At 68.3% G+C, this 16194-nt stretch carries 12 protein-coding genes; 2 read left to right on the forward strand and 10 right to left on the reverse strand.

From position 1 onward, the window contains the following. Positions 1-25: 25 nt before the first annotated feature. The 3 genes from gatE to ilvC form a co-directional block, all read right to left on the reverse strand. Entirely contained in the window at positions 26-1996 is a 1971-nt protein-coding gene (gene gatE, locus KA383_09045; GenBank protein ID MBP7746268.1) for a Glu-tRNA(Gln) amidotransferase subunit GatE, read from the reverse strand. Positions 1997-2097: 101 nt separating this feature from the next. Further along, positions 2098-5553: a PAS domain S-box protein gene (locus KA383_09050; GenBank protein MBP7746269.1), complete on the reverse strand. Its 3456-nt coding sequence runs from the start codon at positions 5551-5553 to the stop codon at positions 2098-2100. Between the two features lie 290 nt (positions 5554-5843). Beyond that, positions 5844-6854, reverse strand: coding sequence for a ketol-acid reductoisomerase (ilvC, locus tag KA383_09055; protein MBP7746270.1), 1011 nt, complete (start codon positions 6852-6854; stop codon positions 5844-5846). A 131-nt stretch (positions 6855-6985) separates the two neighbouring features. Between ilvC and KA383_09060 the strand changes: the two genes are divergently transcribed. Together KA383_09060 and corA are read left to right on the forward strand one after the other, a co-directional pair. Further along, positions 6986-8428, forward strand: a complete 1443-nt coding sequence (locus tag KA383_09060; protein MBP7746271.1) for a hypothetical protein — start codon at positions 6986-6988, stop codon at positions 8426-8428. A 26-nt stretch (positions 8429-8454) separates the two neighbouring features. Next, a complete protein-coding gene (corA, locus tag KA383_09065) occupies positions 8455-9591 on the forward strand; it encodes a magnesium/cobalt transporter CorA (GenBank protein ID MBP7746272.1) in 1137 nt (378 codons plus the stop codon). A gap of 3 nt (positions 9592-9594) precedes the next feature. On the opposite strand, the gene KA383_09070 is transcribed toward corA, so the two are convergent. The 7 genes from KA383_09070 to atpF all read right to left on the reverse strand — a co-directional run bounded on the left by KA383_09070 (position 9595) and on the right by atpF (position 16186). Further along, complete coding sequence (locus KA383_09070) at positions 9595-10020, reverse strand: ferritin-like domain-containing protein (protein MBP7746273.1); 426 nt, start codon at positions 10018-10020, stop codon at positions 9595-9597. Beyond that, complete coding sequence (locus KA383_09075; protein MBP7746274.1) at positions 10017-10562, reverse strand: metal-dependent transcriptional regulator; 546 nt, start codon at positions 10560-10562, stop codon at positions 10017-10019. Before KA383_09075 ends, KA383_09070 begins: the two co-directional genes overlap by 4 nt. Positions 10563-10635: 73 nt before the next feature. Continuing rightward, positions 10636-12087 (reverse strand): F0F1 ATP synthase subunit beta, encoded by a 1452-nt coding sequence (atpD, locus tag KA383_09080; protein MBP7746275.1) that lies wholly within the window; start codon positions 12085-12087, stop codon positions 10636-10638. A gap of 31 nt (positions 12088-12118) precedes the next feature. After that, positions 12119-12988, reverse strand: a complete 870-nt coding sequence (gene atpG / locus KA383_09085; GenBank protein ID MBP7746276.1) for an ATP synthase F1 subunit gamma — start codon at positions 12986-12988, stop codon at positions 12119-12121. A 186-nt stretch (positions 12989-13174) separates the two neighbouring features. Continuing rightward, positions 13175-14854, reverse strand: coding sequence for a F0F1 ATP synthase subunit alpha (gene atpA, locus KA383_09090; GenBank protein MBP7746277.1), 1680 nt, complete (start codon positions 14852-14854; stop codon positions 13175-13177). Between the two features lie 45 nt (positions 14855-14899). Continuing rightward, positions 14900-15478 carry an ATP synthase F1 subunit delta gene (atpH, locus tag KA383_09095; GenBank protein ID MBP7746278.1) on the reverse strand — a complete coding sequence of 193 codons (579 nt, stop codon included), beginning with the start codon at positions 15476-15478 and terminating at the stop codon, positions 14900-14902. Between the two features lie 30 nt (positions 15479-15508). Further along, a complete protein-coding gene (atpF, locus tag KA383_09100) occupies positions 15509-16186 on the reverse strand; it encodes a F0F1 ATP synthase subunit B (GenBank protein MBP7746279.1) in 678 nt (225 codons plus the stop codon). Positions 16187-16194 lie beyond the last annotated feature (8 nt).

A 16194-nucleotide genomic window follows, 5' to 3' on the forward strand; every position in this document is an offset into this window, starting at 1 on the left:
ACGTACTCCACATCGCGACACTGCTCTAGAGCAGTGCCACACTGGGCGGCACGTGCAGCCGGGCGTTGATCCGCTGCACGACCTGCGCGCCGGCGACGCGGCCGACGAAGTCGTCCATGATCTGCCCGCACAGGTGCCGGGCCTTCTGCTGCGGCGTGCGGAACTTGCTGCCGTCCAGCCGCGCCAGGCGATGCGAGATCGCCTCGTCCAGGTCCGCATCGCTCAGCGGCGAGAAGTTGTGCTCAGCAAACACCGCCGCCACCCGGGCGGGCCCGGTGCCACCTTCAACCTGGGTATGCTCCGCCACCAGCCGCAGCACCGGCACGACGCCCTCGCGGCTCAACATCCCGCGCGCGTGGGCCTCGAAGACCGCGAAAATCTCGTCGTCCGTCAGCGCGTCCACCGGCACGCCCGACCGCCGCAGGTGCTTGTACTGCTCCATCAGCACGACGGCGGCGAACTTCGGCCGCACCTTGAGCTGGCCCACGATCCGGTCGAACACGTCGGCCCGGCGGAGCGCGATTAGTCCCTGCACGACGTCCGCCGACAGGCCGAGCTGGCGATAGCGCGCCGCGCGGTCCCAGATGTACTCGGGCAGATGGGCGCGCAAGCGGTCGAGCCGCTCCTGCTCGATCGCCAGCGGCGGCAGGTCGGTGTCGGGGTACATGCGCTCGGCGCCGGGCAGCACGCGCTCGAAGCCGTTGGTGCCGTCCTTCAACGCCTGGCGTGTGTCGTTGGGAATGCCGATCGTGGCTTCCTTCGCGCGCAGCGCAATCTCGCTGCACGCCATCGCCGTGTCGGCCTCGCTGCCCCACACCACGACCAGCGCGTCGCCATGTTCGGCCCGCAGCTTGCGGCGCAGGTTCTTCCACTCGCGGCCGGCGAGCGTCTCGGAGGCCATGTCGGAGTGGATGATGTTCGGCAGGCTGGTGAGGCAGGCGACGACGCGGACGCGGTCGGAGAACTCCTTGGCGAAATTCGTGTGCTCCTGCGTCTGCTCGTTCAGCAGGTCGGCAAAGCCGCGCAGCACGACGCAGCGGACCACGTGACCGGCGTGCACCGCCTGCCGCAGCGGTTCGTAGTTCGTCTTCGCGACCAGCGCGGTGACTTCCTGATCGGCCCACTGGAATGTCTCGGCACGCACGCCGCGCTCCCAGAGCAACTGGCGGATGTGCAGCAGGCTGCACTGCCGGCGGGCCTCGTTGTAGATCAGGCGCGGGTTGCGCCAGATCTGCGGCGTGCCCTTGATCTCGACGCGCGTGCCGCCGGTGACGCTGACATTCACGTCCTGTCGGCCGGCGCCGTAGCCGGTGCGGACCTTGCCGGTGCTGCGGACGAGCTGGCGCAGGAGCTGGCCGACTTCGGCGGCTTCCTGCGGCGTATGCATGTCGGGCTCGGTGACGGTCTCGATCAGCGGCATGCCCAGCCGATCGGTCAGGTACACGCGATCGTGGCCGATGTCCGAGACTTCGCGGCAGGCGTCCTCTTCGATCGAGAGCTGGCGGATGCGGACGGTGCGGTCCTTGAACGGGATGACGCCGTCGACGCCGAGGATGCCGGTGCGCTGAAAGCCGGTCGGGATCGAGCCATCGAGGTACTGCTTGCGCGCGATGTGCAGTTCGCCGACCAGGTTGAGCCGCAAAAGCAGGCAGATCTCTAGGGCGATGTCGAGCGCTTCGTCGTCGATGAAGAACGGGGGCGTGTCGTCGAACTCGTAGGTGCAGACCGTATCGTGATGGATGCGGTAGTAGATGTTCTTCCTGGTCTTCTTTTCCATCAGCGCCGTGCCGTCGTACTCGCCGAGCTCGGACAGCGTCGGCCGCATGTGACGGAGGATTTCGGCGTCGTATTCCTGGCTGTAGCGCCCCGCCGGACAGCGGCAGAACAGCTTGCGGCGGGTCAGGAGCTGCTGATGGACCTCGAGGCCGACCTTCAGGCCGATGTTGAGATAGTCCGCTTCGGTCATCTGGTCGAACGGCTTGAACGACAAAGCCATGTGCGCCGAGCCTCCTTCAGGGGACAGAATCAGGATTGTACACCTTGGCGGGCTGGCGGGGCAAAGGGGGGTCCGGCGGCCCTGGCCGGTGGAAAGGTGGTTCAGCGCCGTGCGTCGGCGACTGACGCCGTGTGCGCCGGCGCGCCGCGGCGCGGCGGCGGCTCTTCCAGGATGGCGCGCACCTTGCCGGCCAGGATGCTGCGGGTGAAGGGCTTGGCCAGGAACGCCACGCCCTCCCCAAGTTGACCGTGCGTGCTCAGGAAGCTGGCCGCGTACCCGGAAATGTATAGGACCTTCATCCCGGGGCGCGTCGCCACCAGGCGCTCGGCGAGTTCGCGGCCGCTCATGCCGGGCATGACCACGTCCGAGACCAGCAGATCGATGCGACCGTCAAAGTTGTGAGCGAGTTCCAGGGCCGCCGGCGCGTGGCTCGCCGTCAGCACGGCGTAGCCCTCGGCCACAAGGATGTCGCGGATCACGGTGCGCACTTCTTCCTCATCCTCGGCCAGCAGGATCGTGGCGCCCGCCCGGCGCGCTTCATCCGGCGCTGCCCCCGGCGTCGTGGGCTCGAGACGGTCGCCGTGGCGCGGCAGGTACACCCGGAAGGTCGTACCCTGGCCGGGCACGCTGTGCACCACGATGCGCCCGCCGTGCTGCTGCACGATGCTGTGCACGGTCGCCAGCCCCAGGCCGGCGTTCTGGGCGGCATCGTGGGTCAAAAAGAACGGCTCGAAGAGGTGCGCACGCGTCTCGGCGTCCATGCCCGGGCCGGTGTCGCGCACGGCCAGGGTCACGTAACGGCCGGGGGCGACGGATTCGAGTTCGTCGGCCGCGCCGTCGTCGAGCGTGACAGACGTCGTTTCGATGGTCAGCTTGCCGCCGCGCGGCATCGCTTCGCGGGCATGCATGCTCAGGTTGGTGAGCATGAGTTCCATCTGGCCCGGGTCCGCGCGCACCAGCCCGAGCCCTGGGTCGAGAAGCGTCTCGATCTGGATGTGCTCGCCGAGCGCGGGGCGCAGCTTGCGCAGCGTGTCGCTCACGACCTGGTTCAGGCACAGGCTGCGGGGCTGCACGACCTCCCTGCGGCCCAGAGCGAGCAGTTGCCGCACGAGCTGGGCCGCCCGCTCGGTGGCACGCTTGATGCGGGCCGCGTGCTCGGCGACCGGGTGCTCCGGCGCAACGTCCGCGGCGATGATCTCGCTGTAGCCGAGGATCGCGGTCAGGACGTTGTTGAACTCGTGCGCCACGCCGCCCGCCAGTCGCCCGACCGCATCCAGCGTCTGGGACTCCCGGAGCTGCGCCTCGAGCGTCACCTCGCGCGTCACGTCGCGCTTTACGGCAACGTAGTGCGTGATCCTGCCGCTCACGTCGCGCACCGGCGAAATGGTCGCATCCTCGTGGTAGAGCGTGCCGTCCTTGCGGCGGTTCTGGAACCGGCCCGTCCAGGTCTCTCCGCGGCCGAGCGTGTCCCACAGCCCGCGGTAGAAGGCCGCATCGTGCTGACCGCTGCGGAGCAGGCTGGGGCTGCGACCGAGGACCTCCGCGCAGGTGTAGCCCGTGATGCGCTCGAAGGCCGGGTTGGCGTATTCGATGCGCCCGTCGAGGTCCGTCACGATGATCGTCTCGGCGGCTTGCTCCACGGCGGCGGCCAGGCGCAAGCGTTCGGTTTCCGAGCGCAGCCGGACGAGCGCGCTGCCGGTCTGCGCGGCGATGGTCTCCAGAGCGTGCCGGGCGCTGGGCGGAATGGATTCGAAGCGCCGCGAAACCAGGTCCAACGTCGCCATGACGCGACCTTCATGGCGGATCGGGATCATGGCGAAGGCGCTCAGCTCCGCATCCGGGATCGAGTGGTCCAGCGCGGCGACCAGCGCCGCGTAAGTCGTGTAGACCGGCTCGGCGGCCAAGGCAAGCTGTGCCCCCGGCGAGCCGGCCTCGAACCGGCGAATCTGCGCCACGAACTCAGGCGGCATACCCGTGTGGAACGCAAGCTCGAAGCCGCCGCGGAGGGAGTCGCAGAGATACACACCGCCTGCGTCCATGTCGGCCACGCGCAGCGCCGTCTCGGTGCACAGGCGCAGAGCCGTGTCCAGGTCATGGGTGCCGCACAAGGCCAGGGCCAGGTCGCGTTGCGCGCGGGCCAGCTCATCGCTCTGGCACTGCGCGGTCACGTCGCGGGCAAACAGCACGAACCCGGTGAGCACAGCGTCCTCGTCGTGCATGGGCATGACGACCGCGTGCACAAATGGCGTCTGGCCGTCGGGACGCCGCAAGGGAAAGGTCGCTTCCCACTTGCCGTCCACCATGACGGTGGCGATGGCCGCGTCCAGGCGGCGCCCGTCAACGCCCGCGACCGCGTGGATTTCGCGCAGTGTCCTGCCGACCACCGCCTCGACCGGATAGCCGAACAACTGCGCCGCCGCCGGGTTGAAGTGCAGCACGCGGTAGTCCCGGTCGACGGCGGCGATCGCGTATTCGCTGGCCGAGCGGAGAATGCCGTGCAGCGTGCTGGTCGTCTCGCGCAGCGCAGTCCGCGCCTGGTCCAACTCGGCGATTTGCCGTTCCAGCGCCAGGTTGCTGCGGCGCAGTTCGGCAGTCCGGTCCGTTACCCGCGTTTCCAACTCCGCGTGGGCTCGGCGCAGCGCACGGGTGGCCCCGTCGCGTTCGGCCACAGCCGCGGCAAGCATGAGCGCGGCCAGCGTGAAGACGGAAGTGAAGCCCAGCGCCAGTGCGAGTTGCTCCTGGAGCAGGACCCGCCCGTCACCACCGAAACCCTCGACCACTCCGGTGATCGCCGCGGCCGAGACGATCAGCGCGGTCGTGGCCGACCCGGTCGGGCCGTAACGGAACGCGGCGACGACAAAGAACGGCAGCAGCAGATACGAGTGCAGCAGGCGCGGATCGCCACCCAGCGGCAGCAAGCCAAACACGGCCCCACTGACCACCACGAGCAAACCAAGAAACGCCACCGCCTCGGGCGCGCGGCGCAGCAGCCCGGCGCGCGCCTGCGGGTGCGCGGTCCAGGTCAGCAGCATCGGCGCCACCAGCAGGACGCCCATCGCATCCCCCAGCCACCAGGACGCCGCAAGCTGGCCGAAACGCGCCCAGGGCGCAAGGCCGAAAAGACACAGCCCGCTGACACCCAGCGCGGCGCCCACCGCCGCCCCCAGCGGCGCCGCGACACACGCGAGGCTGAATACGTCGCGCACGCGATCCAGCGCCGCATGGAAATCCAGCCAGCGCCGCAGCAGCGCGGCCGCCGCGAACGCTGCCAGGGGATTGCCGATGGCAGTCGCCAGCGCGAACAGCGGCGTGACACCGGTCGATGCCGTGGCGAGGTACGCGCCCAGCGCGACGCCGGGCAGCACGCGATAGCCGCGCAAGAGCACGGCGGCCAGCGCGATGCCGGTCGGCGGCCAGACCAGCGTCACGTTGCCGTGAACGAGCCCGAACAGCAGCCCCCAGCGGGCCGCGAGGTAATACGACGTCGCGACCGTGGCCGTGAGCAGCACGAGGCGGCCGATGTTCAGCAGGCGAGTTGAGTGGTGCAGTGCCTTCATTCGGAAATCCGGCGCTCTAGGAACGTTCGCGGCCAGGAGCCGCCCGCCCGGCACCGTAAGCCATGGGCGAGAATGCCATTGCGAACCTTTCACACCCAGGCGGCCGTGCGGCGCGGCCCACGTCGCGGCACGCTGACCCGTTCCACGCATTCTTTATCGGCAGTGCATACCCACTGTGACGCCCTCCCGTCTTGAATTCGCTTTTGAAACAGCGCTTGCAGCGCAAGGCTTGCGCGATTTTCGCGCAAGAAAAGCAGCCCCCTCTTAAGCCGGAATCCAGGCGGAATGGGTCATTGGGCCGCACCCGCCCTACCCGGCTGCAGCCAGGGCATCAGGGCGCGCAGGCAGCGACCGACCTCCTCGATGGGATGCGCTTGCGCCTGCTGCGCGGCCGCGGCCAGGCGCGGCTGACCGGCGCGGTGCTCCGCCATCCACTCGTCCGCGAAGGCCCCAGACTGGATCTCCTGGAGCAGTTCACGCATCGCCGCGCGCGTCGGCTGGCCAATCACGCGCTGGCCGCGCGACACGTCGCCGTAGGCCGCGGTGCGGCTGATGGCGGCGCGCATGCCGTCGATGCCGCGCGCGTGGATCAGGTCGGCGATCAGCTTGACCTCGTGCAGGCATTCGAAGTACGCGAGCTCCGGTGCGTAGCCCGCGTCGACGAGCGTCTCGAAGCCGGCGCGGATCAGCTCCGTCAGGCCGCCACAGAGCACAGCCTGCTCGCCAAAGAGGTCGGTCTCGGCTTCGTCACGAAACGTCGTCTCAATGATCCCCGCGCGGCCGCAGCCGAGCCCGCAGGCGCAGGCGAGGGCCACGTCGCGCGTGTCGCCGGCCGGGTCCTGGTGCACGGCGATCAACGCGGGCACGCCGCCGCCCTGCTCGAACTGCTGGCGGACCATCGGGCCGATGCCCTTCGGCGCGACGAGGAACACGTTGGTGTCCGGCGTCGGAACGAGCTTGCGGAAGTGGATCGCGAAGCCGTGGGCGAAGCCGAGATACAGCCCGCGCCGGCCGAGCGGCGCGATGTCCTGCGCGTACACGTCCGGCTGGCGCTCGTCGGGAATGAGCATGAGCACTACGTCGGCACGGCGGAGAGCATCGGCGACGGCACACACGGTGAGGCCGGCTTGCTCGGCGGTGGTCCGCGATGGGCTGCCGGGCCGCAAGCCGACGATCACGTCGCAACCGCTGTCGCGCAGGTTGAGGGCTTGCGCCCGGCCCTGCGAGCCGAAGCCCAGCACGGCGATACGCCGGTTCGTCAGCGCTGCGGTGCGGACATCCTGTTCGCGCCAGACCTTCACGGGACACCTCGCTCTCGCCGGCCGTCGCGGCTGTACAATTCACGCGCCCGCGGCGCGGCCGGCAGGCGCGTATGCTACCGCGACCAACCCAGCTGCGGCGAATGTCGTATAGCGGATAGGAGATCAACGCGGTGCGGGCTGCGAACGACATGGCGACAGAAGTGCAGGTCGTGGAGAGCGGCGCGCCCCCCACGTCGCTGCCGCGTCTGCTGACGTTGCCGCTCTGGGGGCTGGTCCGACCCCGCGCCGCAGCGGCGAGTCTGGCAACCATTTCACCACCGGCATGGGCCGCACTGCTGGCGCTCAGCCTGTGCGCATACGCTGCCGTGTTGATCGGACTCATGCTGTGGGACCAGACCATGACCGAAGTCTGGGTGCCTGCGCCGGCGAGTGCGCCGACCAGCGCCGGCGGCGGCTACCCCATCTACTGGAGCGGCTCGACCGAGCTGCGACAGCGCACGTTGGCCGAGGTATGGGCGGGGTGGCGTGCCGAAGCCCTGGCCGGCTGGTGCGGTCCGGCGGAGTTGACGCTTGCACTGGTGGTGACGCTGGGAATGGTGCTGATCGCGCTCCTGGCATGGCTGAATCTGCCATTCGTGCATCGCAGTGGGTCGGTGGGGTGGTCGTACAAGCGCGTGCTTCGGGCGATGGCGGGCGTGTTCTGGCCACTGACCGGCCTCACGTTTGTGTGCGGCGCGGTCTTCGTCTTCCGAGAGCATGCGAGCTATGGCAGCGCCCATTCCGCTGCAATGCTGGCGGAGCCAGGCGTAGTCCTGATGGTGCTGATTTCCGCGGCGGTCTGGCCGCTGGTGTGGTGGCTGTGCGGCGCGGTGCGCGGCATCGAGGTTTTGGCGCCCGACTTGTCCTTGCCGCCGCGCTGCGAGGGCTGCGGGTACGATCTGACGCATCGGGCGGCGGACGGTCTATGCACCGAGTGCGGGCTTCCGCAGGTGGAGTCGCTGGATCCACGGCGCAACCGGCCCGGCAGCGCGTGGTCGCAGCACAAGTGTCTGGCGAGCTGGATGGCTACGGCGGTTGCAAGCCTGCTGCGCCCCCGGGAGTTCTATCGGGCCGCGCGGCTGCGCGCGCCGCTCCGGGCGGACTCCGGTTTTGCCACGCTGAATCTGGTGCTGATCGCGTGCGCGGCGCTGCTGTGGGCGGGACTCGCCACGCAGATCATGTCGCTGCGTCATGGACCGCTGCCCGATGACTTTCCCGTGTTTCTCGCGGCGCTCATCGCGCTCGGCACGTTCGGTTGCTGGCTGGGGCATCGTGTGATCGCCGCGGTCGTCGTATCGTGGTGGCTGGCGCGCGTCGCGCTGCCGGATTTCCGCTGGGCAACGAAGGCCATCGAGTACGAATCGAGCTACTTGTGGGTCTTCTGCGTCTTCTGGGGGCTGATGCTCAGCAGCCTCCTGGCATTCGAGACGTGGATCTCACGGCTGATAGGCTTCGCCGGGTTCCTTCCGGCCGGCGAGTTTCTCGCCATCGTCGGCGGCACGCTGCTGCTGGCTGTGATCTGGCTTATCCGCTACACCATCGCCTACCGCGCGATCCGCTGGAGCAACTTCTGAGTCGTCCCGCACCGAGGAGCACGACCATGGCACGCAAAGGGAAACGCCGGCGGGCTGTGCCGCACGAGTTTCAGCGCCGCACCGAGCCGGGCGCCCCGCCCGGAACGCTGATCCCCGACCCCGACGCGCCGCGGTGCGAAATCCACGTGATGGCGTACGGCGCCGAGGGCTACGAGGAAAAGCCGCTCACCAGCCTCGCCGACCTCCCCAAGCTGCTCGAAAAATGGCCGGTCACCTGGGTGAATGTCGATGGCGTGGGCGACGCCGCCCTGGTCAGCGAGTTGGGCCGGCTCTTTCAGCTCCACCGGCTGGCGCTGGAAGACGTGCTGCACGTCCACCAGCGGGCCAAGGCCGAGTCGTACGGCAGCTACTACTTCATCGTCGCCCGCATGCCCGTACCGCAGCACCCGTGGCAGACCGAGCAGATCAGCTTCTTCTTCGGCGAGAAGTTCGTCCTGACATTCCAGGAGCGGCCGGGCGGCGATTGCCTGGACGCGGTGCGTATCCGCATCCGCACCGGCTGGGGCCGGTCGCGGGCGGCGCGGCCCGACTACCTCGTGTACGCCCTGCTCGACTCGATCGTGGACCACTTCTTCCCGCTGATCGAGGAATGCGGCGAGCAGCTCGATGACCTGGAGGGCGACGTGTCCGGGGGACCCGTGCCGGACATCATGGCCCGCGTGCACCACATCAAGCGGCACCTGCTGACCGTCCGGCGGATCATCTGGCCGCTGCGTGACGCCGTGAACACGCTGTTGCGTGACGCCACACCGCTAATCTCGGACGATACGCGCCTCTACCTGCGCGACGTGCATGACCACACGATCCAGATTCTCGACCTGGTCGAGAGCTACCGCGACATCTCGTCAGGCATCACGGAAATTTACCTTTCGAACGTCAGCCAGCGGACGAACGAGATCGTCAAGGTGCTCACGATCATCTCGACGATCTTCATCCCGCTGACCTTCATCGCCGGCGTGTACGGCATGAATTTCGACCCCGGCGCGTCGCCATGGAACATGCCGGAGCTGCGCTGGTACTGGGGCTACCCGATCGCGTGGCTGCTGATGGCGGGGGCCGCGGGCGTGATGGTCTATTTCTTCTATCGTCGTGGATGGGTCTGGAACCGGCCGCCGCGCAGCCTGCCCGAGGAGCCGGAGTGACGGCTATTCGACGAGGAGCTGCTTGAGTTCGGCGACGTGCTCGGACTCGACGACGATCTGCGAGCGGATGAACTCCTCGAGCGGGATGTCGCCCTCGATCCGGCGGAGGGCGTCCTGGTAGGCTTCGAGCGCGGCTTCCTCGAACGTCAGCGCAGTTTCGAGTGCCTCCTTCGCGTCCACCGATGGCGGGCCGAGCGAGAGGTTCAGCTCCAGCGCGGGCACGGCCCCCAGGGCGCGGATCTTGTGCGCGATGACCTCCGCATGCTCGATCGTCTCGTCGAAGCCCTTCTTCAGCACCGGTCCGACGACGAGGTAGTTCACGCCGCGCACGGCATGCGACAGGTGCAGATACCGCAACGCGGCCTCGACCTCCTCGGCGAACAGGCGATTCAGTTCCTGGACGACCTCGTTGCGCGACAGGCTGCTCACTGGCTGGTCCCCTTCTCCGCCGCCGGGCGGACGTTCTGGTCGAGACACTCCGTATCGCAGACCGGGCAGGCCGCCGGGTCGCAGGCGCAGGTGGCGTCGAAGGCGCGCCATTCGGCCACCAGTTCGCGCCCCCGGCCGGCCGTGGTATCGACGAACCGCAGGAACGCGAGCATGCGCTGGGCGGTCTCGTTGCTGACGAGGTGTTCGAGCTTGCAGGCGTCGATCTCGGCCTGGTCGTCGCGCACGCCGAGCACTTCGCTGAGCAGGCGCTGCATCAAGTGCCGCTTGGTCTTGATCGCGGCGACCAGGGCCTGCCCAGACTCGGACAGGCGCAGATGGCGGTTTTCATCCTGCTCGACGAGGCCGGCCTTCTTCAGCGGGCCAAGCGAGATGGAGACGCTGCCGCGCGTGATGCTCAGCGCGCGGGCGACATCGGACACACGGGCATAGCCCAGCTTGCCGACCAGGTCGTCGATCGCCATCAGGTGATGGGCGGCGCTGTGCGTGATGACGTTCTGATCGAAGGCCTTCCAGGTTTCCACGCGCGGGCTCCGGGGCGAGCGGGTAGCGCTCACCTGCCTGGATTATACGGCCGGCGGACGCGGCGGGCAGCGCTTAGCCTTCGGCCTTCAGCCGCTCGGCCTTCTCGGCGGCCATCTCGATGCTGCCGACGTACATGAACGCCTGCTCGGGCAGGTGGTCCCACTTGCCGTCGCAGAGCTCCTGGAAGCTGCGCAGCGTGTCGGTGATCTTCGTGTAGTTGCCCGGAAAACCGGTGAACTGCTCAGCGACGAAGAACGGCTGGCTGAAGAAACGCTCGATCTTGCGGGCGCGCGAGACGATCAGCTTGTCCTCTTCGCTGAGCTCCTCGACGCCCAGGATCGCGATGATGTCCTGCAGGCTGCGGTAGCGCTGCAGGATTTCCTGCACGCGGCGGGCGATCGCGTAGTGCTCCGCACCGACGACGATGGGGTCCAGGGCGCGGCTGCTGGAGGCCAGCGGGTCAATCGCGGGATAGATGCCTTTCTCGGAGATGCCGCGTTCGAGCACGATGAACGCGTCGAGGTGCGTGAACGTGGTCGCCGGCGCGGGGTCGGTCAGGTCGTCGGCCGGCACGTACACGGCCTGCACGCTCGTGACGGCGCCCTTGCGCGTCGACGTGATCCGCTCTTGCAGCTCGCCCATCTCGGTGCCCAGCGTGGGCTGGTAGCCGACGGCCGACGGCATGCGGCCCAGGAGCGCCGAGACCTCCGAGCCAGCCTGCGAGAAGCGGAAGATGTTATCCACGAACAGCAGCGTGTCGGCGCCGCTCTCATCCCGGAAATACTCGGCCATCGTCAGGGCCGACAGCGCCGCCCGCAGACGCGAGCCCGGCGGCTCGTTCATCTGACCGAACACCATCGCGGTCTGGTCGATGACCGACTTGCCGGTGGTGCCGATCTTGGCTTCCTGCATTTCGAGCCACAGATCGTTGCCCTCGCGGGTGCGCTCGCCGACGCCGGCGAACACGGAATAGCCGCCGTGCTGGGTGGCGATGCGGGCGATGAGTTCCTGAATCACCACCGTCTTGCCGAGGCCGGCGCCGCCGAAGAGGCCGATCTTGCCGCCGCGGACGAAGGGCACGAGCAGGTCGATGACTTTGATGCCGGTCTCGAACTGCTCGGTCTTGGGCGTCAGGTCGGCGAATTCAGGCGGCTCGCGGTGGATGGGGTCGCGGCGGTCCGCCTGCACCGGGCCGCGGCCGTCGACCGGCTCGCCGACCAGGTTAAACACGCGGCCCAGCGTGGCGGACCCGACCGGCACGGTGATGGACTGGCCAGTGTCGAGCACGTCCATGCCGCGCACGAGGCCGTCGGTGGAGCCGAGCGCGACGGCGCGGACCTTCCCGCCGCCGAGGTGCTGGGCGACCTCGCACCAGAGCGTCTGCTCGACGCCGGTGAGCTTGTTCTGCACCTGAATCTGGAGGCCGTTGTAGATCCGCGGCAACTTGTCCGGGCTGAACTCCGCATCGAGCGTGGAGCCGATGACCTGAACGATCTTGCCGATGTTCTTGCCGTTACCTGCCATGACTGACTCCCGAACTACGAGAGATTAGTTGCTACTGGACCGCGTTAGCGCCACCGACGATATCCGCCAGCTCCGTCGTGATCTGCGATTGGCGCGCCCGGTTGTACTGACGCGTCAGGAAGCGGAGCATGTCACCGGCAGCGTCCGTCGCCGCCTTCATCGCGACCATCCGCGCGACCTGCTCGCTGACGATCGCATCGTTGAAACACTGGAACAGCCGGATCTTCACCGCTTCCGGAATCAGGCGGGCCAGCAACTGCTCCGGCGGCGGTGAGAACTCAAACTGCGGACGGACGCGCGGCTCCGCGGCAGTGGCCTGCGGCGGCTCGATCGGCAGCAGTTGCACACACGCCGGGCGCTGTACGCCGACACTGTGAAACTGCATGTAGACGATGTCGACCCGCGCGATCTCATTCTGGCGGTAGAGCGTCATGTAGCGCTCGGCCATTTCGCTGACGCGGCTGAACGCGATCTTGTCCTCGATGTCGGTGATCTTCAGACTGACCGGGACGTTCAGGAAGCGCAGGTAGTTCAGGCCTTTCTTGCCGACAACCTCCATCTCCGGCTGGAAGCCGCCTGCGCTGAGTTCGCGGCGGGCTTCGAGCATCCGCCGTAGCACGCCGGCGTTGTACGAGCCGCACAGGCCGCGGTTGGCGGTGATGACGAGCAGGAGGCTGCGCGGCCCGGCGTCGTTGGGACGCAGTAGCGGGTGATCCGTGGCCTCCTGCCCGCCGAGCGTCTGGATCATCTCGGTGATCCGCCGCGTATACGGCTGCGATGCGACGGCGCGTTGCATGCACTTCTGGAAACGCGCCGTGGCGATGAGCTGCATCGTCTGCGTGATCTTGCGGATGTTTCGCACCGCCCGGCGGCGTTTCACGATGGCGCGGGCCTTAGCCATGGCGGCCTCCTGCCAAGCCGGCGGCGGCGCGCCCCGCCCCAGCCTCCCGGCCGCATAGCGGCCAACGGTGGTTGCCAGAGGCGTAGCCCCTGGGCCCCGCCGCCCGCCAGTCCTTGCCCCGCCCCCACGGAGCGGACGGATGCGAGGACGCCGCGATCGGACGACCGGACTTTGCCTGCCTCATGCTCACTTCTTGCTCTCACCCGCGCGGGTCACGAACTGCCGCTTGAAATTCCCGACCAACTCCTTCAACCGGGCATCCAGCTCGTCCGAGAGCTTCCGCTCCTTCTTGAGTTGCTCGACCACCTCGGGAAACTCATCGTGATAGTGCCGCAACAACTGCTCCTCGAACAAGTGCACCTGATCGAGCGGCACATCGTCCAGGAAGCCCCGCGCGCCGGCGTGGATCGCCAAAATCTGGCTCCACACGTCCATCGGCTGGTACTGCGGCTGCTTCAGCAGCTCCACCATGCGGCGCCCGCGATCGAGTTGCCGCTGCGTCGCCGGATCCAGCTCCGTGCCGAGCTGGGCAAACGCCTCCAGCTCGCGGAACGCCGCCAGGTCCAGCCGCAACGAGCCGGCGATCTTCTTCATCGCGGGCACCTGGGCATTGCCGCCCACGCGGCTGACCGAAATGCCGACGTTGATCGCGGGCCGCACGCCGGCAAAGAACAGGTCAGGCTCCAGGTAAATCTGTCCGTCGGTGATCGAGATCACGTTCGTCGGGATGTACGCGGACACTTCGCCTTCGAGCGTCTCAATGACCGGCAGCGCCGTCAGGCTGCCGCCGGACTTCTTCAGCTTGCGAATCTCGTGCTGATCCTTGTCGGGCAGCGCGGCGAAATCGTGATCCAGGGCATGCTGGTCCTGCAGCCCCTTGTAGACCTTGCCGTTCACGCCGGTCTCCACATCCGCCGGCGCGCCCTTTTTCACGATGACGCGCAGCTCGGCCATCTTGCAGGAGCGCTCCAGCAGACGGCTGTGCAGGTAGAACACGTCGCCCGGGTACGCCTCGCGGCCCGGCGGCCGGCGGAGCAGCAGTGACAACTGCCGGTACGCCGCCGCCTGCTTCGACAGGTCGTCGTAGATGCACAGCGTGTCGCGGCCGTGCTCGTACATGAAGTACTCGGCCATCGCACAGCCCGCGTACGGCGCGATGTACTGCAACGGCGCCGGGTCGGACGAGCCCGCCGTCACCACGATCGAGTAGTCCATCGCGCCGTGCTTGCGCAGGATCTCGACCAGGCCGGCGACCGTCGATTCCTTCTGCCCGATGGCGACGTACACGCAGATCACGTCGCCGCCCTTCTGGTTGATGATCGTGTCGATCGCGATCGCGGTCTTGCCGGTCTTGCGATCGCCGATGATCAGCTCGCGCTGCCCGCGGCCGATCGGGATCATGCTGTCGATCGCCTTGATGCCGGTCTGCAGCGGCACCTTCACCGGCTGCCGCTCGGCGATGCCGGGGGCGATGATTTCCAGCGGTCGGCGGACCTCGGACTGTACCGGGCCGCGGCCGTCCAGCGGTCGGCCCAGCGGATCGACCACGCGGCCGATCAACGCGTCGCCGACTGGCACGCTCAGCAGGCGCCCGGTCGTGCGGACCTCCTGGCCTTCCTTCACGTCCAGGAAGTCGCCGAGCACTACGGCCCCGATCGAGTTCTCCTCAAGGTTGAACACGAGCCCGACCGCGCCCTGCTCGAACTCGAGCATCTCGCCGGCCATCGCGCTCGACAGCCCGAAGATGCGGGCCACGCCGTCGCCGACCTCCAGCACGCGCCCCACCTCGGCCACGTCGAGCTCGGCCCGGTAGCGGCTGATCTCTTCCTTGATGACACTGGCGATTTCGTCTGCCTTGAACTTCATCTGTGTCTCTCCGCCAACAGGTTGGCGTTCAGCGTGCACGCCGGCCTACGTCGTCGCGGCGGCGCGGTTGGTCCGCTCCAGCAGCCGCCGGCGCGCCATGCTCAGGTGCCGCCGGAGCGAATGGTCGTAGCGGTGGTCGCCGATCCGCAGCACCAGTCCGCCGATGACCTCGGGATCGACGATGTACTGCACGAGCGGCTTGCGGCCGGAGAGCTGCGCGGCCAGGCGCTCGATTTCCGCGCGCTGCGCCGCGTCGAGCTCGACCGCGCTGGTCGCCTGCACCTCGATCTGCCCGCGCGCGTCCTCGAGGCGCAGCACGTAGGCCCGCCAGAGCGCGTGGATCAGCTCCAGCCGGCCGTGCCGGTTCATTACCTGCAGCGTGTCGAGCACCAGGTCGCGCAGCCGGCCACGAAACATGCGCTCCAGGCTCTGCTCGCGCTCGTCGTCATCCACGGCCGCGGACGCGATGAACGTGGCGAAACTGCGGTCCCGCTCAACCAGCCGGACCAATTCGGCCAGCTCGTCGCGCACGTCATCGAGCACGTTCTGCTCGCGGGCGAGCGCAAACAGCGCCGCGGCATACACGTCGGCAACGTCGATACCCTTTTCAACATCGTGCGCCATGCGCGCCTCGTTCATGCGGCCCGGGCCGCATCAGTTCATCCGCGGCCGCCCCGCCGCCTGCATCTCCGCGAGCGCCTCGGCCACCAGCGCCCGGTGGTCCGCCGCCGCCAGCTCCTTGCGGAGAATGCGCCCGGCCACGCGGACCGCCAGCTCCGACGCTTCGTCTTGCAGCTCCTTGCGTGCCGAGTCGGTCGCGAGCTGGATCTCCCGGCGGGCCCGCGCAACGATCTCCTCCGACTCGCGCCGGGCCTGCTCCTGGACCGCGCGGGCCGCGACTTCCGCGTCGCGCCGGCCCTCGGCGACAATCGCGCTCGCTTCAGCGCGCGCCTTTTCGAGCTGGGCCTTGTACTCCACCAGCAACCGCTCCGCCTGCTCGCGCTCATGCCGGGCGTCGGCGATCGACTTCGCGATGAACCGCTCGCGCTCCTGCAAGACCCGCAGGATCGGCTTCCACGCCGTCAGCCGCAGCACCATCAGCAGCAGGACAAAGACGATGATCGACCACACGCTCGCGCCAGGGTCGAACTGCAGCAGGGCCGGCTTATTCGCGTCCTCGCCGTGCTCGCCGCCGGGCTCCGGCGCTTCGGCCGTGACGGCGTGCCCGGCCGCGGGTGGGGTGGCGGGCGGGGACGCGTGCTGAGCCCACGCCAGCGGCGTGGCCAACATGAGCAACCCACAGGCCGCCAGAATGCACCAGTGCTTACGCATACTCGTTC

The sequence above is a fragment of the Phycisphaerae bacterium genome, from assembly GCA_017999985.1.
GTDB lineage: Bacteria > Planctomycetota > Phycisphaerae > UBA1845 > Fen-1342 > JAGNKU01.